Genomic DNA, 18,227 nt, shown 5'->3' with positions numbered 1-18,227 from the left:
TCGTCCTTGGGCTCAACCCGTCGCTCGCCGATAATGCGACTACTTTTCGTCGCTCCGAGTCGCTGACTTGGCGCCGGCCAATTCCGTCAAGTTGATGCGATCAAACTCGCTCCAGACATTTGCCAGCCAGTGCCGTACATAGCCGCGCAGAACGAAGGAATTGTTCGCCGGCTGATCGTTCCGCCCCTTGTTTGCGACGAAATCTACGAATGGGACAGAAGCGACTTCGACCTGCTCATAGGCCATCTCGTTGAGCTTCGGGATGGTCAACTCGGTCGCATGCTTGATGCGGTGAAAATAGGAATTATAGGTCGACTGGTCCCACTGGAAGAATTGAGTATCGTTGATGAAGTTCTTCACCAGATAGTACTTTGCGCCGGCCATGTAGGTCGCGGTCTCGGCGATCTCGTCCAGCGAAGCGATGGATGATCCCAGAATATGGAATACGGCAAAAGTAATCTGGCCGGATCGCGCCGAATCCAAAAAGCCGATGTCGCGCAAGGAGGCCAGTGCTGTGGATAGTAAGCCGGCGCGAGCATCGATAACGGTGACGGATAGCCCTGAGTTCAGGGTATCGAAGATCTTCATCTGGTCCGCCGTCGTCGTCATATCGACGATCTCGGTGATTGCGGGATAGAATCGCTTCAATGTTCCCCGCGGCGACTCCGTGTCGAATGCGCGTGTTTGCACGTTATTGACGTTGAAGTAGTCCAGAAGCGTTCGTGATACGGTCGTCTTGCCGACGCCTCCTTTGTCCGCGCCCACTACAATCACAACCGGCTTCACCATGGAATTCTCCTGAGACACTCGCTATTGCCGCGCGCGACGTGCGCAATCGGCGTGTCTTTGCTTTGGATGCGAACATGGCAGAAAGAAGGGGCTATTGAATCTTCGACGCGGGTGCGGCCCGATTGATGAGGTTTTCCAGTGCCGAGCCATCGGAGCTCTTTGATTGCGACGACGATGCAATTCGATGACAATAACTAATCTCTCGTGATCGCGTTTCACGTGAGGTTTGTGGTGAGCTGAAAGGACAAATTATTCGAGCAGTCGACCATGCGCGCTGATGATCGCGATCACCATCGTGCTCATTCAATTTGATCTTTGATCAGCGCAAACAATTCGAGAGTCTCACGTACGTCAGGAAAGTCGCGCTTTGGCGTGGGCATGACCGAGGTGTTCCGCATCGGTGCTTAAGACGCTTCGGCGCGTTGGGTCGCACGGCCGTGTTGATCCAGTCGATCGTCAGACATCTAACTCGACAATCATAGCGGCCGTCTCATCCGGCAGGCAACGTGACGAGCGAGCACAATAAGAAAAGCATCGAGCAGCGGCCTGTTTAAAGCCTCGTTGCACATTCGAATGTCAAAGCGCCGAGCTGAGCGCTCGGCCCAGAACCTCGACCCTGTGGACCTGTTCGACGGCGGGAAGCGGTATCCGACGGGCCTTCTGCAGTTGCTTGATCGGCGAGCCTGATGACCATCTCAATTAGGGATCGTCCTTTGAACATGGGCGTCACCGACCACCCCCGTGCTTGCATCTAGCGACACGGAGGTTGGTCGCTCGGAGAGTCGCCCGTTCGCTACGCGAAACACGTCGAAAGCGATAATTTTCACGTACATACAATCGGGTCCGCCACAATGCGGCCGATCAGGTGGCATCCCAGGCGGCGCCGTCGAGGGAACCCGCCATTATGTCTGCCACTGCCACGATGGGCCGCTGCTGATCATCGCCACAGGTATTCAGGATCGAGCCGCGTGACATCACAGAACATAACGCCAGTTCGCCACGGTCGCAGCAGCTGAGCACACCTGTAACGCGCAAGCCAGCTAAAAGCAGATATTCGCCGGCAAATCGGGTAAGGAGCGGAAACAAGAAGCGTCGACTTCATAGCTCATGGTTCTCTGCCCCGGAGTCCGCCGACAGGAGCAAACTCTAGCTCTGCGAAGGCCCCAGGGCCAAGAATCCCGCTCAGGCCAGCAGTCAGAGATTAGCAACGATCGGCAAGCGGTTAATGTGTGATTACGCCGCTAGTGCGAGAATTTGAGCGCAGTTTTTTCTGCTCCGCCGCAGCCAACTGCCGGTTCTTTACCGGAGGACATGGAGAGCGAGCCTCGCTGCCTGCGGCGCTGAGGGGGGCCTGAGAGTTAATTGGGTTTTTTCGGTAAAGCGGGTGATGGTGTGGCGCCTAGCTGCTCGGCGTGTGACGGGGGCGTCGTGCCCGATGGGACAGTTGCCGACTCGGCCGCGACCGGTGGGGAGCGGCCGACGATAACGGTGAGCAGACCCTGGCCCCACAGCCGCTGCGCGATCCTCTTGGCGTCTTCCAACGTCACCGCATCGACCATGGCATTGTAGTTTTCGATATAGTCGATGGGTAGCTTGTCAAGCTGATGCTGCAGCAGCGTTCGCGCTAGCTTCGATGAAGAATTGAGAGCCAGCATCTTCGAGCCCTTCAGGTAAGACTTTGCATCGTCGAGTTCTTGTTGGGTCGGCCCCTCGTCGGCGATATAGCGGACCTGCTTCTCAATCTCTTCGAGCGTCTCGCCGGCACGATTGGCACGGGTGCCGCTATTGCCCACGAACACGGCGGAATGATTCATCCAGACCAACTGCTGACGGACGGAATAGGCCAGCCCGCGCTTATCGCGAACTTCGCGAAACAGCCGTGACGACAGACCGCCGCCGCCGAGAATTTGGTTGACGATATTGGCGGCCATGAAATCGGGCTTACTGCGGCAGACGCCGGGACCACCGAAAGTCACAGCCGTCTGGGCCACATCGAGCGGAATGAAGACCCGCTGCGGCGGCTTTGCTGCGACGACGTCCCGAATCGGCACCGAGTCCGCCTTGGCCGGCAGGCCGCCAAAGGCCTTGTCGAGCAGTCCGCAGAGGACGTCTGGCTGAATGTCACCGACCACAGCGATCTTGAGGGTGTCTTTTGCTAGCACGCGCCGGACATAGCCCTTGAGATCGGTGACGCCAATCTTCGGGACGCTCTCGAGCGTGCCTCCGGCCGGTCGAGCATAGGGATGATCGTTAAAGGCGACTTCGAGGAACTTGCGATTGGCGAGCGATGAAGGATTGTTTGAATCATTCCTGAGGTTCGCAAGCAAGCTGGCACGAATCCGTTCAACATCCTCCGCGTCGAAACGGGGTAAGGTTAGTGCCATCCGTAAAAGGTCGAAGGCCTCATCCGCGTTTTCCTCGAGCGTGCGCAAGGCACCGCGGAACTGATCGCGGGTCGATCCAAAACTCAGCTCAATGGCGCGACGGTCGAGCCGCTCGTGAAAGCTCTTGGAGTCGAGATCGCCGGAGCCTTCATCGAGCAAGTCAGCGACCATGTAGCCGACGCCGGCTTTGTCCGCGGGGTCCTGTGTCGCGCCGCCGTCGAAAGCGAATTCCATCGCAATAAACGGGACAGTTGCGTCCCTGACGAACCAGGCTTCTACCCCACAGGGCGAGACCAGGCGCTGGATCTTGGTCGCGGGAACGGTCTTGGCGGCGGCGAGCGAATCTGGCGAAACAAGCATCCCAATTGACAATGAAGCTCCGCCGATGAGGAAGGCACGCCGTGTAAAGGAACAGGTCATGATCGTTTCTCCGTGTGCTTTGGTGTCGCTTTGATGAGATAGCCGGTTACCGAGCGCTTCTTGTCGAGCCATTTGCGCGAGGCCTCGAGTACCTGCTCCGGCCGCACGGCGCGGATGCTGTCCGACCAGCCTTGGACGTCGTCGATGCTCAATCCGGTCGTCAGCCCGCCGCCATACCAGGTCGCGAGCTCTTCCAAGTTGTCGTGGGCATAGATTGCTTGCGCGATCAGCTGTGTCTTGACCCGCTCGAGATCCTCTGCCTGCGGGGAATTGCGCGCAACATTGGCGACCGTCTCGTCAATGGCGCACTCGAGCTGCCCGAGCTTAACGCCCGGCCTCGGCATGGCATAAATCTCGAATTGCGAGGGATCGAGCGCGGTGGCGCGGTAGTGCGTCCAGGCGCTGATCGCGAGCCGCTTGTCGATTACCAGCGCGCGATAGAGATATGAGTTGATGCCACCACCCATCAATTTGTCGAGCACCTCCAGCGCTGGACTCTCCCCGGCTGCCGCGGTGCGAGCCGAGGGTACGAGATACCGGCGGCGCAAGGCTGGCTGCTCGACGCGGGGATCTGCCAACGTCACGGTGCGCGCCGCGGCCGGCGTTGGCTCCTGCGGTCGCAGGCGTTCCGCAGGAATCGATGGCTGCGGGGGAATGCCGCCAAAATTCCTCTCCACCATCGGGTGGACCTCGTTGACCTTGACGTCACCCGCGATGATCAGGATGGCGTTGTTCGGCGCGTAGAAACGCTTGTAGAATGCGAGCGCGCTCTCGCGGTCTAGATTTTCAATCTCCTGCCGCCAGCCGACCACAGGGTGGCCGTAGGGATGATTGAGGTAGAGCGCCGCCATCATTTGCTCGACAAGCCGCGCATCCGGCCTGTTGGCGATGCGCATGTTAAATTCCTCCAGCACGACGTCGCGCTCCGACAATACGTCCCAATCGTTGAGAATAAGACCGGTCATGCGGTCGGCTTCAAATTCCATCATCTTGCCGAGCTGTTCGCGCGGCACGTGCTGGAAATAACTGGTATAGTCCCTCCCGGTGAAGGCGTTCTGGTTGCCGCCGACACGCAGCACGGTCTGGGAGAATTCGTTCGCCGGATGTTTGGTTGTGCCCTTGAACATCAGGTGTTCAAGGAAATGCGCTAGCCCCGATTTGCCCGCCGGCTCATCGGCGGAGCCGACCTTATACCAGATCATCTGAGTCACAACGGGAGCGCGATGATCCGGAATCATCACTACTTTCAGGCCGTTTGGAAGCGCGAGGGTAGCCGGTCGGCCCGATCTGGCCTTGTTCTCAGCAAAGATGCTCTGTTCCTCAGAAGAGTATAGGTTACGATCGGTGCCATCAGCCGTCCTGTGCTCGACCGTCGAGGCCGTCTGTGTCACTGAATTGATTGCGCCAGTAGCGATGCCCGCCGACATGGCGCTGACGGAACTCTGGTCCTTCATGGGCTTGCCTTCGCTCCATAGAGATCCATGTTTTGTGGCAGATAGACCGACAAAACAGGAAGCTGCACACGGTTTGGCAAGGAGCAAAGGTCGGGCCAATTGCCCGCTGCGCGGCACGGCCGCACGGCGCGCCAACCGGACGCAAAACCGATCCGACGCGCGTGTTCTGGTCAACGGCCGGCAGGTCGTGAACACGACATTGCGCAAGGTAGCGCACGACAATCTGGCACAAACCTTGGAATGGGAGTAGAGAAAGACGAATTTGAGCCGCGACGCCGGATCAAATCCCTCTCGCTTGTTACTGTCTCGTTCTACGCCACGGGAGTGGCTTGGCGATGTTTCTCATGGTCGCGAGGCGAGCGTTGGCGAGAAGCTCCTTGGAGTACGCTGTGCCGAAGTAGTCGAGGACGAAGGTGCCAGAATAGCGTAGATTATCGCACGCGCGGATGAGGCTATCGAGCATTGCGCCGACTTGCCCAATGCGGTCGCGATAGCGCGCGCGAATAACATTAACAGCGTTCATCGAATGAACCGCCTCGTCGGCAATTACCTCTCGCAGCCAATGATGAAACGTGTTGTTGCCAAGAGCGTCGTAAAACGGCTTTTCTGCCGCGTAGGCGCGGCAAGTGCACATTTCGTCAAACGCAATCATAACCAGCAAGGAGAATTCGTCCTTCAGGAATTCGGTGATCGGACCAAAGTCAGGCGATCGAGCGCCCAATCTCTCGCGAAGATCCTTTTCGGATCCGTTCGCGACAAGCTCAATGATGCGGATGAAGCCATTGGTGTGTCGCTCTTCATCAATCGCCCAGGCGTTGAGAAATGCCGCAGCTTCATCGGTCGCGATGAGATTTCTGGCGGCAAGTTCTTGTTTCAAAAACCGGGCGTCATATTCCGTGTATAGATCAGGCCACAATTTATCCCAACGTGCGCATACAGCTGATGGTTCGGCGCAGAACATCGCAGGTGTAAGAGCGCTGAACAATTCGTTTGGATTCCAGTCCCGTCGAACCGGCGTGATCATCCTTGGCCCCTAGCCGCGAGTGCTCGGGCGAACGTTTTTGTCTTCCCGAACCTTGCCAAATATTAGCTGCATCCGAAACGGCCGTCGCCTCATAGTTTTGGTGGGGTAATTCCGGGTCGTACTGTTCTCGGCCCAATCTGAGGTCCCGGTCAATGGCCAGCGAAAGTTCACCGCGGTGAGAAGCAAGTCAAGAATAAGCGGAATACGCGCGACTACTGCTCGGTGGGTCGAACGCCGCCTCCGTGAAGCCGACCGGTTCCGTCGTACTGATCGACACGCATAGCATCGTCAGTCCACCATCGACCGGTGGCTCGGACAGCACGACACCTTTGCCGCCACTATCTGATGCCGCGACTTCGAGCGATTGGTCATGCGCCAAGCAACGTGCTGTGCGAGCTAGTTGAGCAGACTCGGAGCATTGGAGCGGTTGGCAATGCTCCCCGATCCATCTTCGTCGAACTTTATTCTTGTCGCACTCTGCCCTGTCCGGTGTGATACTTACATGTCCAGAGTCCGACGCCGCGGAGCAGGGCTGCGAGAGCACTTTATCAAGCACATGGTTTTCCTGTTTGTGGACGGCAAGCCCTCACGATCGTTTGTGGCACGTCACTTGCTCGGTCGAGAAGTGACAATAGTGGCCTCACAATTGTAAGCTGGTGTGCAGACACGCCAATTGGTGATCATGGGAGACATGCAGGAGCTCTGCTCAGGCATCGTCTCGTCTATATACAATCACACAGGAGATGGTGATGACAAAAGAAACTGGGATCAACGATGACATCGGCATTGCAGCCGGCGCATTTCAGGACTTCACAAAGCGAGCCATCGGAGCGCAAAGCGAGTTTGTGAGAAAATACTCAGAGGCTTATTGGCACTGGCAGGAGCGCATTCAAATCGAATCGACACAGTTGGCGGAGTTCTTCAAGGATGTCTCCTCGACATCGTCAGCGCCCGACCAGATCGGCATTCTTCAGGGGTGGATGAAAGGCGCCAAGCAGCGGTTCACGGAGAATGTTGTCTATTCTATCGAAACCGCGAAAGCTCTCACGAATGTCGGACTGCAGGCATAATTTGATCTCTGCCGATGCAAGGTGGCAGTGTAGCAAGCATCTGCAAGGTAAGTGATGGATAAGTTGCACTGTTATTACACGTGGCGATTCGTATAATTATCGACCACATGGCTTATCATTCTTGAGGTTTGGCGGCGGCGTGCAGTGCGGCCGCTTCGGGCGAGCCTAGCTATCGAAAAGCCGGCCACTCAGGCGTCAAGCTCTGCACGCTATTGTTCGCCGCGCCACCTTGCTCGGGTCAAGGCGTTATCCGTCTGCGGTTGTGGATCCTCGGTCTCCGTCTTACTTTCTAGCGCAAGCGACAGTTTGAGATTGTTGCGCAACATTGCATTTGAGGGTTCTCTTTCGAGAGCTTTGCGGTATAGCCCTTGTGCCTCTTGATGGCGGCCCTTCTGATCGAGGACAACGCCCTTGGCGTTCAGTGTTCGCAGATCGCCGGGAGCCGCCAAGAGGACATTATCGAGTACCTCAAGCGCTTCATCGGGCGATTTGCGGGCCAGCAGGACCCGCGCAAGTGGGATTGCCGCATCGACATTGTTTGGTTGTTGCTTCAGCGTATCGCGCAGAGCTTGCTCATCAGCATCCCGACCGAGGCTGTATGCAATTCGTTCACGCACGCCAGGATCGATCGCCTTGGCGTTAGCTAGCTCTGACGAGAGTGTCTGCCGCGGTGAAAGGGCCGACCTATCCGGGTTAGCGCAGCCTGCCAGCAGAACGATAGCGAGCGAGCCTGAGCACAAGGCTGAGCGAAAGAAGCGAGCGTGTCGCCAGAAGCTTATCCCGTGGGAATTCATAGGCTATCTCACGACGAGCTGCTGTGCTCTGTTAACTTGCGGCGGGAAGCAGCCCGCCCCGCTCCGAGGACGGAACCCTTTCCTTGGCAGCCGGAAGTTTCACGGACCCAATCGGCTGGACTGTGAAATCCGAGGCGAGATCCTGATAAGACAGAACGGGCAGATCGATCCCGTTGCGGGTGAGAAAGCCGCGTACGAAGCGCCGGATATCCATCGAGCCGAGAATGACGGGCTGGCTTTGGCTTTGTGCGATGGTCGAATGGATCTGACGAAATTGTGAGAGCAGTTTCTCGCTCTGCCAATCGTCCAGAACGAGATATGGTCCGACAGCGGTTTCGCGCACCGAACCGCGCACTATCTCTTCAGTCTCACGCTCGATGATAAAGGCGGCCACAACGCGGTGGGCATTGGCATAGCGAAAGCAGATCTGCCGCTTCAGCGCGGCGCGAACATATTCAGTGAGCAGGACGGCGTTCTGCTCGCGTTCACTCCATTCTGCAAGGCCCTCCAGGAGGAGGCGAGTGTTGCGAATGGGTATCCCCTCATCGAGCAGGCGGCGCAGGACCTCTGCGATCCGAGGAATGGTCGCCGTACGAAGCACTTCTTTCACCAGATCTGCGTACTCCTGCTCCATTCGGGCAAGCAGTTGACGAGTTTCTTGAATGCCGACCAGGCGCTGTGCGTAGCGCGTCAATGTGGAACGGAGACGTAAAGCAAGAATTTCGACCGGACGGTGGTGTCCGATCCCGGCGGCTTTGAGCGCAGCTGCATGGCGTTCTTCGATCCATACGCGAGCCGTCTCCGGGTCTTGCCGAAATGGAATGCCGCTTAGTTCAACGTTCGCAATATCATCGTTGAGCGCGAGCTGCGTCGGATCGATCACGTCCCGTTCAACCGGCACGCTATCGACATCTATCCTGAACTGCGACTTGGACAAGTTCTGGTCAATCTGGGCCGGGATACGCGGAACCGTGATTCCAAGGTCAGCCGATACCGACGTTGAAACGCGCGCGATGCTTTGTTCCAACTCGTCTTTGTCGATTGAATGTATCAGGTTCGGCGCAAGGAATAACGCGATCGGAAGTGCTTCCGCGTGAGCTGCTTGCTTCTGTGTCTGTGCTGGAGCCGGAGCCGGAGCCGAAGCGGTGACATTTGCGCCTGGCTTCGCGGCAGGCTTGTCGCCTTTCGCGCCGACCTTGACATAGCTTGCGGCAGCGAAGAGTGCGGCCAAAATGACGAACGGGGGCAAGGGGAAGCCAGGAACGAATCCCATTAACAACAAGACGCCGGCGGCCAACCGAAGCGCTTGCGTGCTCGCCGTAAGTTGGCTGACAATATCGGCCCCAAGCTTGAGCTTGGAGGGCCCGTTGACGCGCGTGACGATGGTCGCGGCTGTAATCGACAGCAACAGTGCCGGAATCTGCGAAATGAGCGCGTCACCTATTGTCAGCAGCGTATAGTGATGCATCGCGGCATCGAGCGACATACCCTTGGAGAGCAGGCCGATGCTGATTCCGCCCAGCATGTTGATGCAGATGACGATCAGTCCGGCGATCGCGTCGCCTTTCACGAATTTCATGGCGCCATCCATTGCACCATGAAGTTGGCTTTCTTGCTCAAGCGCCGCGCGCCGGCGACGTGCTTCGTGTTGATCGATATGGTTGTTGCGCAGCTCCGCATCTATCGCCATCTGCTTGCCCGGAAGTGCATCGAGCGTGAAGCGCGCTGACACCTCTGCGACGCGCTCGGCGCCTTTGGCAAGGACCATGAACTGCACCATGGTCACGATCAGGAATATGACGATTCCGACAGCGATGTTCCCCGAAATGACGAAGTCGCCAAAGGTGTGGATGATGCTGCCGGCGTCGCCCTCCGCAAGAATTAGGCGCGTTGTTGCGATGGTCAGCGCCAGACGAAAAACCGTCGAAATCAGAATGACGCCCGGCAGCGACGAAAAATCAAGCGGCGTGCTGAGATAGAGGGCAACCATCAGCAGCAATATGGCAAAGCCTAGGTTGAAGCCGATAAGCATGTCAATCACGATGATCGGGATCGGCATGATCATCATGCCGATCGCTAGGAGCAGCATCAGTGCGACCATGATATCCGGATGGGCCGGTGCGCGGGCGACGAGATTTCGTAGGTGCCTGGCCATGCAAAGCCTCATTGTTTGACCGGAGGCGGACTGCCCCGCAAGGAAACATAGCGCTTGAAGGTGGCCTGCGCCTCGGCCATGCGGCCAGCCTGGCGCAGAGCATGGCTGCGCAGCAGCAGCAGTGGCAGACGCGACGATGGCTGATCATCAAGCATGTCCAGCCTGTCCAATACCGATAGCGCTTCCTCCCCGAGGCGCTGTGAGATGAGAGCATAGGCGAGGAGGCGAAGCAGCTCGACGTCTTGAGAATGTTCGTGAACGACGAGCCGCAAGAAAGCCAGACTGTGTGCGCTCTGCCCGCACGCAAGGTGGACATAGGAAAGCGCGCAGAGCAAATCGCGCTCGGGCCCAGAGATCGGAACTAACCGATCGGTCTTGGAAACATTCGACGACTGGGTAGGTGTGAAGTGCTGCACGTCGTGCGGATCTGGCATTGCTAGCCTTGGATCAAGCTGTTGTGATTCTGCCGGAGCAGGATCAACCGCCGCAGCTCCAGCCGCAGAAGCGCGGCCCCTTCGCCGGCCACGGAGCCCTCTGGCGCGGCTGACAGCGCATCGGCCAAGCGCTCGAGGACAAGGCCGTGTTGCTCTGGACGTACAACATGCGAATGACGCAGGCGGGGCGTGACGAAGGAGAGCAGGCTATGCGCGAGATTGGGGCCCGTCAGCCAGGCAAGTTCCGAACTTGTTTCGATCTTACCTACGTGCTCGGTGGCATCGGTGGGATTGATCCGCGAGATTGGATCGATTGACTTGAGTTCGAGCGCGTTTTCGATCGTGCTGGCAGCCAACCGCTCCTGCGCTTGGCGCTGTTGGACAACTGACGTGTGGCCCTTGCCGTTTCCATGGACCTTGTCGATGCCGATGCTGCTGGCCTGAGATGTGGCCGGGGCGATGACAGCTGCATGATGCTCGTTGTTAATTCCCTGAAAGCCGGTGCCAGGCTCTACGGACCGCTGCGGCAGCCTAGTCATGAAACGTTCCTTCGTTGGCCGCGGGCTAAAACTCTAATAAGACAAAGCAGCAAGCTGGCCATTGCGTGTCAGCAGCACACGTCCGTCCTCGATCTCCTTTACGGTCCATCCATTGCTCAGGAGTGCACCCGCGAAGTACTTTTGACCAGCAATGACCAGATAAGGGGCGCTTCCGCGCCAAACTGCCTGGACGGCAATTGCGGGGGGCGCCTTCTCCTCCTTGATGGCGACCGCACTGACGAGCGTATAAGCACCATTGCTTTGGACATCGAACCGCTGCTGGACTTCCCGCCATTTAGCGAGCGAGGCAGGCGTAATAGTGCCATCGGCGGTCACAACGCCCGGCCCGGAACTGACTTTGATGCCGAGCAGGCCCGCCGCGTCAACTTCCCCTTGCAGCCGTTGAGCCGCTGCGTCGGTGGCCGGAACATCAGGGGTCGCGAGCGCGATTTTGGGGACAATGTCCGTGGCGGAGGACGAGGTGCTCAGCGCTGCGGCGCTGTCGAACTGGACAAATCTCGTTGAAAGGGTGCCAACTGCGGCAGAGCTGATGAGGACCAAGGCAAGCGGGATAATCGGTACATGCCAGCGCCCGGTAGAGCCGGCTTGCTGAGTGCCTTCGGTCGAGCAGCGAATGGACATCGCGCCCATATGGATGACGGCAGGAAGAGGGACAACAACGGTCTCATTTGGCGAAATAGGGCCGCGACCCTCGATCGCGACGTCCGCGGCAAGGGCCTCGATCTCGATCGAGCTGATATGCCAGCTGACGCGAAGATGGTGCGGTTCGAGGCCTTGCTCGATGAAGACCAAATCAGCATCGAGGCTGCTGCCAATCAAGCAGGAGCCGCTCCCCGCTTTGCCGGTCAACCCGGAATAACACCCCGACAACACTTCGAATAGCGGGGAAGCTGGTTCATTCACGATCGTCTCCTGAATGAAGAACGAGACCGTACGGCAAAGCCGTACGGTCTGTTGCGACTTCACAGATCATGCGGCCGGCAAAAGCGGGAGGATATAATTTCGTCCCGCTTCATCCGTTACTGCACCCGCTCGTCGGCCACTTTCTTGACGGTCGAGAGTTCTGTCGAGACGACGCGAAGTTCTACATCCCTTTCAGCAGCCTTCGTGCTGCTGGCAGTCAGGGCGGCGAGCTGCCTGTTGAATGCCGCTTCTCCCGCAGCTTCAGCTGCGGCGGAACCCGCGGCTGCAGTAGCAGTACCAGCTGCGCCACCCGCCGTCGAGGAATGAGAAGCACCAACCTTATCAGCCATATTGTCTCTCCTGTTTATTTGAAGATTGCCGCGCCTTGCGGCTCCGATTTTCCTGACGCCGCAACATGCGAGGTCAGGAATCCTCCTCTGTCTCGGCCATGGCGTCGTCGAAACGACCCATTGCACTACTTACAAACTGCATAGCGACGGCGCCGAGAGCGACGTTGAACGCTTGCTGCATAGCAGCGGCTTGCGAGTCAGCGTCTGGACCAGACGCGCCGCCATTTAAGGGAGCGCCTGCACCATGCGATTGGCCATGATCATCGTGCTCGCCAGGCGCCCGAGATCCTTTTTTGCCGCCGCCAGTCGCGTGGAGGTCGGAATCAAGGTGCCCAGCGGCGCTAGAGCTGGAAATGCGCATCGGGTTCTCCTACTTCAAAACTTCGTTCGTGCGGAGGGAGCGGTCGCCGTCACAGCTACTATGGAAGCATTAGCTTTCGACAAGCTGACGAGCCTCAGAAATTCTGTGAGCCGATCTCTTTGATGTTGCCTCTGGACAGGCCGCCTCATATTTCGGCAGTGTGTCGGCGAAAGCTGCAGATCACAGGGTTGGTACAAGACCTCGCCTATGTGGCACTTGATCAGGCAAGCCGTTGTTCATCAAAGCGCAGCGTTGACAAGCGGAATGTAAGCGCCGGACGGATAAAATGGGCTTAAGCTTTGACGTGGCCCATCTCGGGGCTCGCCCGGCTTTGGACCCCTCGCAGCTCGTTCGGCAGTTTAGGTACCTCGAACCACGCAGCGATTTGTCTAGATCCTGTCCCGGGCTGCTGCGCCAGGATAAAGTTGCTCATGCGAGTCAGCGATGAAGAGCGATCTTCCATTCCCGCTCGGAGCAGGCCCATAAAAATGGATCACTTTCGTGGACAGCGATCAGGAGGCGCTGAAGACAAGGACCTTGAGCGTCACCTCCATTAATGTGCTCTCGATCCGACGACGTAAACCGGTCAGGCACGCCACTCCACCGGTTCCGTCGCGGCGTGAAGGCATCAACAAGTTTACCGTCCGCGATGGGTGGCGCAATCGGCCCGGCGAAATCTTCGCGGTGGCGCACGCGATGTGAGAACGCCCGTCGGGTGCTCGAGTGCAGCCGACAAATGCGCTGGTTTAGCTAGCGACAAGCACGCTCGTCGGTGTAAGCATCGAATATGCTTGCGCGACCTGCGCGGCGGGGACGACCCTACCGCGCAGGCCGCGCAAGCTGGCCTTTCGTCCAGCTTTATCCGGTGTCGATAGCGCCGCTACGACTAGGCGTAGGTACCTGCAGCTTGCGTGCGCTCGGATTCAATCCGTGCCTTGAGGTTATTCAGATAGTCCTCCGCGTAGGACTGGGCCATCGACACCGGCAGGTTGATGCCGGCCGTCGCCGCTTCTTGAATTGCCTGCTTCACCAAGCCTTCTCGAATCGCTATCTTGACCTCGGGGCCGGCGATGCAGCCCACGGCCTGCGCCGCAAGACTCAGCCCGGCTTCCTCCAGCGCCTTCTTCATGTTGCCGCCGCTGATCGCGGTGTGCAGAAGATTTGCAGCTTGCGCTTCGGCCTCGATCACCATTGAAGCAAGATCGGCCAGTTCGCCCAGCCCTGGAATGAAGCCGAGTACACCAACGGCCGTCGCTGTCCAGTCGAGTACCTTCGAGCCTACCTTGAGCACGTCATTAATTGCGTGCATGAGGGCGCCACCGTTCTTCTTGGGAGACTTGATGTCGGGCTGATCCGCCGCGCCAATCATCATGTCTGCGGTGGCCTCCTGTTCGGCCGGCGTTTGAGCGGCATGCGTTTTCAATTGCGGAGCGGCGCGGTTCGCACCAGACATGTTGTTGAAGAACTGGTTGAAATCGTTTCTGCTGATGTTTCCGGAATCGACCGTATGGCCGCCGCCGAAGTCGAAAAACTTGTGGTGGGTTTTGTAACCGGTAATCGCGTTGTTCATCAACCCGAACAGCACAGGATCCGAGAGCAGCTGGGAAGCCGCGCTTCGCACCTCAGGGGAAAGGCTCTTGTCGTCCACCATACTCACGAGCTTTTCCCGGGTCAGATCGCCATTTCCAAAAAAAGCGTCCTGGTTCTTGTTGATCGTGTTTAGTGTGCTCAGCTCGGGTCGAGTGAGACTCATCGATGACGAAGCGACCTGCAGGAAGTCCTCTTTGTGGACCTTATCTATCGAGCCGCCGTACAACTGCTTCCATTGATCCGGGTGGTCGAGAAAATATTGAGCCGCCGCGAGGACCTGTGGGGGGCATTTGCCAATGTCGGCGTTGCCGTCCACGATGCGCCTGAAATCCGCAAGGCTCAAGTTCTTGGGCAGGTTATCGGAATAGCGGTAGAGTTCGCGCAAGGCATCGGTCAGTGTCATTACCGATGGCTCACCGTTCCCGGTACCGTCGGATGGCATGTAGTTCTGCTCGTAGGTCCGCGCCCGCTGCTCCTGAAACGCGGCGACTTGAGGGTGATGGTCGGAAAAGCCGCTGAGATCGCCCGCTTTGATCCTGCCGCCACAGCGGCCGTCGCCTTGCGAACCGATCGCATAGAAGAGCTCCGGGTCCTGTTGCAGTGCCTCGATCGCCGCCTTTAGATCCGGCGGTGTCGAGGGATCGTTGGCCAAATCTCCCAGAGACTTCCAATCAAGCGGGCATTTGTCCTTGTGGCGGTTCAGCACAGAGACAATCTGCAGTTCCGCATTAGTCAGCGTGCCACCGTTCCAGGTGATCCTTGAGCTTTGTACGGGCGCTTCCGCAATGATTGGGCTGCCGGCAGCACAGGACGGCTGTGGGTCATCCTGATATGCATCCAATGCTGCCCTTATCTCTGGTGGCAGGATACTCCGCGCCTCCTGCGTGAGTTCCTCAGTCAGTTGCTTGGTTGGTTCTGTGGAGGCCGCCACTTGCGAGGTCGTGTCTTTCGAGGAGAGGCTGGCCAGCATCGCCTGAAAGCTGGAAAAGTCCTGCGCCGAGGAGGGAGGGGCGGGCATTCCGGAGAAAGCCACAGTTGAGTTGGCGGTTGGCGATAGGTCGACTGACATTACACGTCCTCCGATGTAAGTGTGCACCACAAGACGGTCACCGGCGCGGCCCGAGATCGCGACGAACAAGGAGTGTTGATCGGCAGAGTTCAACAGGTCCTACCACTTGCATCCTGTTGCTCAGTGCGCCTTCAGCGCTCAGTTTCGCGACTATCCATGGGAACGCCGCCGTCTAAATATTCACGCCGTATGGTAAAACAGACAACCTTTCGAGAAGCTGACGGCGCTCAGACGATTTCAAGGTGATTGGTGAAATAGCCTCGCCCGCAAGGGACCTGGACGTATTTGAATGCCGGTGCCAGCTTTGTTTGGTTGCGTTCGCCTGGCCTGGTGCCATGTCAGCGAGTTAAAGCTTTACGTCTGCCTATCGGGAGCATTCGTTGATTTGGTCCAACAATCTCGCAAGAGCTCCGGAATACCTTAAGGTGGGCGCTGATTTCGCAGTAGCCACCCCCGCGCCTGCGCCGGAAAAAGTGCTGGCGCCCTTCTGAGCTGCGCATCCAGCATGGTCGGCTCAGATACCGGTCGTCGACCAAGTCCTCGAAAAACTCCATCGTCAGACGCGTTGAGCGGACCCAGGTTGCACTGACAAACATCAGAGCTCGGCCGCGCCGCCCTCTGTCCTTTTATTCGTCCTTGGCCGCCGCGCTCTTCGACTCTGCATCGAACCCACGTCGCGAGCTCAGTACGAGATAACAGTTGGATCACGCGGTTACGAAGGGCGGACGCAAACTGGCCGCAAGAGCAGGTTTAGCGACTTGTGAGACGAATAAGTCATCTCCTCGCCATTCGGCCGTGTGCGGCACACCCGCGATGGCGAAAATTGTTGTCCGGAAGTGCCTGCCTGACATTACATTGCAGTTTCTCAGCATGTCGATCTAAGGAATGAGGCAGCTTGGCGAGTGAAGACCAGTGTCCTTGGCGGCACGTCCGGGAATCCGCCGCTTCACCTCGGTACTTACATTGACCGGGATATTCCGATTGCGATCGAATTCCTACCGTGCGGTCGCGAGGTCCTGATCCAGAGCCGTTTAACTGTAGGGCGTCGATGGCCAGCGTCAGCGGCGCGCCGAGCGTCCTGGCGACGTCAGGCAGGTGAAAACAGGAACATTTAGCACTTTCTTCAAGATGACAGCCTCCGAGATCGGATGAGTATACCTGCTGCTATTTTCACGACAGGATCGACACCAAAATTCGTCCCAAATTTGGGGGCCGATGCTTCTTCCTAAATGGAAACCAGTCGCGGTCATCAGGTAACGAACGCTCGTCAGCTTTCGGTCAGCTCGCTTCTCTAAGGTGCTGGCCCATTCGCGCTCACGAATGCTGCCAATTTTGTCACGCGACATAAACGGTTCTTCTCATGTTGCCTGCCGTTGCCTCGACCGCTCTCAACTCGGCCGAACGTATCTCCAGCGGCTGTTCATCGGTGCGGGACCAGTTTCATGATAGTCTTACGCAGGCGGATGCTCTTGTCCGCTTGCCGCTTCTGCTGTCGCATCGGCGGGTGTAAGACCGACCTGTATACCAAAGTGCGGGCGAGCACGAAGGCACCTGTCGTCGACTCGCTTGCAAATGAGATAGGAGAAATTGCGTTGCGGATGGAGTTTTCGCGTATTAATCGGTCTAAAGCTATATTCCATGATATTTATGCTTCGGATGATCCGAGGGCATATTTCTCGATCCTCGGGGACTTGGATTATATGATCCCGGACGTGGCTGAGCCGGTTGTGCGCCAAATCCTGGCAGCGAAAGCTTCGGCAACCGGCCTTAAGCCCGTCGTGCTCGATGTTGGATGTTCATACGGCATCAACGCAGCGGTGCATCGCTTTCCGCTGACCTTCGGGGGCTTGCGTCACCGCTACGCCCGGCGTGAGATGAGGGCGATCAGTTCAGAGACACTGGTGAGTCTCGATCGCAGTTTTTATGCAGCCTGGCCTGATGTCGGGTTGGCACGCTTTATTGGCCTCGATGTGTCGGCACGGGCGATCAGCTATGCAAAGAGTGTTGGCCTCTTGGAGCATGGCATCGTCGCTGACCTTGAAAAAGAGGCGCTATCGACGGACAGCGCGCGCATTCTCCGCTCCGTCGATGTTATCATGTCAACCGGATGCATCGGCTACGTTACCGAGAAGACGTTCAGCGAGATTCTCGATGCGACAGAGAAGCAACCATGGATCATCTCCTTCGTGCTACGCATGTTCCCATTTGAATCGTTGGCCGAAGCGTTTGCAAAGCGTGGTCTTGTGACAGAACGTCTTACCGGCGCGACGTTTATCCAGCGTCGCTTTCGCGATGCTGAAGAGTTTGAAAGTTGTTTGGCCAGCTTAGCTGCCCTTGGCGTGGATGCGACCGGCCTCGAATCAGAAGGGCTGTTGCATGCGGATCTGATCTTGTCTCGCCCAGAGGCGGATGCGCGGGCCATGCCTCTGGAAGACGTTGTCACCGTCGCCAGCGGCAGAGGACGACCGATTGGACCCCGTTACGTTCATGTTGAAAGCAACGAGGGCTTGCAGGTTGCGCTGGAGCCCTGACAGTTAGGGACCACTGTGCAGCGCGCGAGTCCCTTCGGCGCTGGATCAAGACGTCGAAAAACAAGGCCATTCTGGTCGAAGGCGCGCCAGAGCCAATGTTGTTTCGCCGACGATGGATAACAACTCGTCCAGATGCCATTTGTCGCGGCGAGCGGAAGCGCTGCGGTTCAGATCGGAGAGCGCCTTGCCGAATTCCCTCTCTACTGACGCGCGGTTTCATAGATCGCATCAATGCGATACCTGGGTCAGAATGTTCTCGACTATGCGCAAGCTTAACGGAAACTGGAAAGGCAGCCCAACCGCGTCTCCAATCATCTGCAGCGGAAGTGACAGCGGCGA

The 18,227-nt window shown here is 57.8% G+C and carries 14 protein-coding genes; 3 read left to right on the top strand and 11 right to left on the bottom strand.

Annotated elements, in window-relative coordinates:
* Positions 1-39 precede the first annotated feature (39 nt).
* The 4 genes from CO675_RS08050 to CO675_RS08035 form a co-directional block, all read right to left on the bottom strand.
* Positions 40-789, bottom strand: coding sequence for a P-loop NTPase family protein (locus CO675_RS08050; RefSeq protein ID WP_097671485.1), 750 nt, complete (start codon positions 787-789; stop codon positions 40-42).
* Between the two features lie 1,358 nt (positions 790-2,147).
* Positions 2,148-3,593: a M16 family metallopeptidase gene (locus CO675_RS08045; RefSeq protein ID WP_198964540.1), complete on the bottom strand. Its 1,446-nt coding sequence runs from the start codon at positions 3,591-3,593 to the stop codon at positions 2,148-2,150.
* Positions 3,590-4,831, bottom strand: coding sequence for a M16 family metallopeptidase (locus CO675_RS08040; RefSeq protein ID WP_097671483.1), 1,242 nt, complete (start codon positions 4,829-4,831; stop codon positions 3,590-3,592). Before CO675_RS08040 ends, CO675_RS08045 begins: the two co-directional genes overlap by 4 nt.
* A gap of 514 nt (positions 4,832-5,345) precedes the next feature.
* Complete coding sequence (locus tag CO675_RS08035) at positions 5,346-6,071, bottom strand: hypothetical protein (RefSeq protein ID WP_245452677.1); 726 nt, start codon at positions 6,069-6,071, stop codon at positions 5,346-5,348.
* A 749-nt stretch (positions 6,072-6,820) separates the two neighbouring features.
* Between CO675_RS08035 and CO675_RS08030 the strand changes: the two genes are divergently transcribed.
* The gene (locus tag CO675_RS08030) at positions 6,821-7,141 is read left to right on the top strand and encodes a hypothetical protein (protein ID WP_143278915.1); all 321 of its coding nucleotides are present in this window, start codon (positions 6,821-6,823) and stop codon (positions 7,139-7,141) included.
* 209 nt (positions 7,142-7,350) lie between these two features.
* Here the strand turns inward: CO675_RS08030 and CO675_RS08025 are convergent, their stop codons facing one another.
* The 6 genes from CO675_RS08025 to CO675_RS08000 form a co-directional block, all read right to left on the bottom strand.
* On the bottom strand, positions 7,351-7,758 hold the full coding sequence (locus tag CO675_RS08025) for a tetratricopeptide repeat protein (RefSeq protein ID WP_245452676.1): 408 nt from the start codon (positions 7,756-7,758) through the stop codon (positions 7,351-7,353).
* A gap of 208 nt (positions 7,759-7,966) precedes the next feature.
* Complete coding sequence (sctV, locus tag CO675_RS08020) at positions 7,967-10,090, bottom strand: type III secretion system export apparatus subunit SctV (protein WP_097671805.1); 2,124 nt, start codon at positions 10,088-10,090, stop codon at positions 7,967-7,969.
* Positions 10,091-10,098: 8 nt separating this feature from the next.
* Complete coding sequence (locus CO675_RS08015) at positions 10,099-10,524, bottom strand: tetratricopeptide repeat protein (protein WP_198964539.1); 426 nt, start codon at positions 10,522-10,524, stop codon at positions 10,099-10,101.
* A gap of 2 nt (positions 10,525-10,526) precedes the next feature.
* Positions 10,527-11,063: a hypothetical protein gene (locus tag CO675_RS08010; RefSeq protein ID WP_097671479.1), complete on the bottom strand. Its 537-nt coding sequence runs from the start codon at positions 11,061-11,063 to the stop codon at positions 10,527-10,529.
* Positions 11,064-11,096: 33 nt separating this feature from the next.
* On the bottom strand, positions 11,097-11,987 hold the full coding sequence (locus CO675_RS08005; protein ID WP_198964538.1) for a SctD/MshK family protein: 891 nt from the start codon (positions 11,985-11,987) through the stop codon (positions 11,097-11,099).
* Positions 11,988-12,103: 116 nt separating this feature from the next.
* A complete protein-coding gene (locus tag CO675_RS08000) occupies positions 12,104-12,337 on the bottom strand; it encodes a hypothetical protein (protein ID WP_075968406.1) in 234 nt (77 codons plus the stop codon).
* 862 nt (positions 12,338-13,199) lie between these two features.
* Between CO675_RS08000 and CO675_RS39835 the strand changes: the two genes are divergently transcribed.
* Positions 13,200-13,400: a hypothetical protein gene (locus CO675_RS39835; RefSeq protein ID WP_143278914.1), complete on the top strand. Its 201-nt coding sequence runs from the start codon at positions 13,200-13,202 to the stop codon at positions 13,398-13,400.
* Between the two features lie 184 nt (positions 13,401-13,584).
* Here the strand turns inward: CO675_RS39835 and CO675_RS07995 are convergent, their stop codons facing one another.
* The gene (locus CO675_RS07995; RefSeq protein WP_245452675.1) at positions 13,585-15,357 is read right to left on the bottom strand and encodes an HrpF/NolX family T3SS translocon protein; all 1,773 of its coding nucleotides are present in this window, start codon (positions 15,355-15,357) and stop codon (positions 13,585-13,587) included.
* A 1,598-nt stretch (positions 15,358-16,955) separates the two neighbouring features.
* Here CO675_RS07995 and CO675_RS07990 point away from each other — a divergent pair.
* Positions 16,956-17,888, top strand: a complete 933-nt coding sequence (locus CO675_RS07990; RefSeq protein WP_097671802.1) for a class I SAM-dependent methyltransferase — start codon at positions 16,956-16,958, stop codon at positions 17,886-17,888.
* Positions 17,889-18,227: the final 339 nt, after the last annotated feature.

The organism is Bradyrhizobium sp. C9, assembly GCF_002532045.1.
In the GTDB taxonomy this organism is placed as follows: Bacteria; Pseudomonadota; Alphaproteobacteria; order Rhizobiales; family Xanthobacteraceae; genus Bradyrhizobium.
This window is presented reverse-complemented; position numbering and strand designations above follow the sequence as displayed.

Bases quoted from the DNA above. Each gene is read 5' to 3' on its own strand.
- CO675_RS08050 (WP_097671485.1), bottom strand. From the start codon at position 789: ATGGTGAAGCCGGTTGTGATTGTAGTGGGCGCGGACAAAGGAGGCGTC.
- CO675_RS08045 (WP_198964540.1), bottom strand. From the start codon at position 3,593: ATGACCTGTTCCTTTACACGGCGTGCCTTCCTCATCGGCGGAGCTTCA.
- CO675_RS08040 (WP_097671483.1), bottom strand. From the start codon at position 4,831: ATGATTCCGGATCATCGCGCTCCCGTTGTGACTCAGATGATCTGGTAT.
- CO675_RS08035 (WP_245452677.1), bottom strand. From the start codon at position 6,071: ATGATCACGCCGGTTCGACGGGACTGGAATCCAAACGAATTGTTCAGC.
- CO675_RS08030 (WP_143278915.1), top strand. From the start codon at position 6,821: ATGACAAAAGAAACTGGGATCAACGATGACATCGGCATTGCAGCCGGC.
- sctV (WP_097671805.1), bottom strand. From the start codon at position 10,090: ATGGCCAGGCACCTACGAAATCTCGTCGCCCGCGCACCGGCCCATCCG.
- CO675_RS08015 (WP_198964539.1), bottom strand. From the start codon at position 10,524: ATGCCAGATCCGCACGACGTGCAGCACTTCACACCTACCCAGTCGTCG.
- CO675_RS08010 (WP_097671479.1), bottom strand. From the start codon at position 11,063: ATGACTAGGCTGCCGCAGCGGTCCGTAGAGCCTGGCACCGGCTTTCAG.
- CO675_RS08000 (WP_075968406.1), bottom strand. From the start codon at position 12,337: ATGGCTGATAAGGTTGGTGCTTCTCATTCCTCGACGGCGGGTGGCGCA.
- CO675_RS07995 (WP_245452675.1), bottom strand. From the start codon at position 15,357: ATGTCAGTCGACCTATCGCCAACCGCCAACTCAACTGTGGCTTTCTCC.
- CO675_RS07990 (WP_097671802.1), top strand. From the start codon at position 16,956: ATGGAGTTTTCGCGTATTAATCGGTCTAAAGCTATATTCCATGATATT.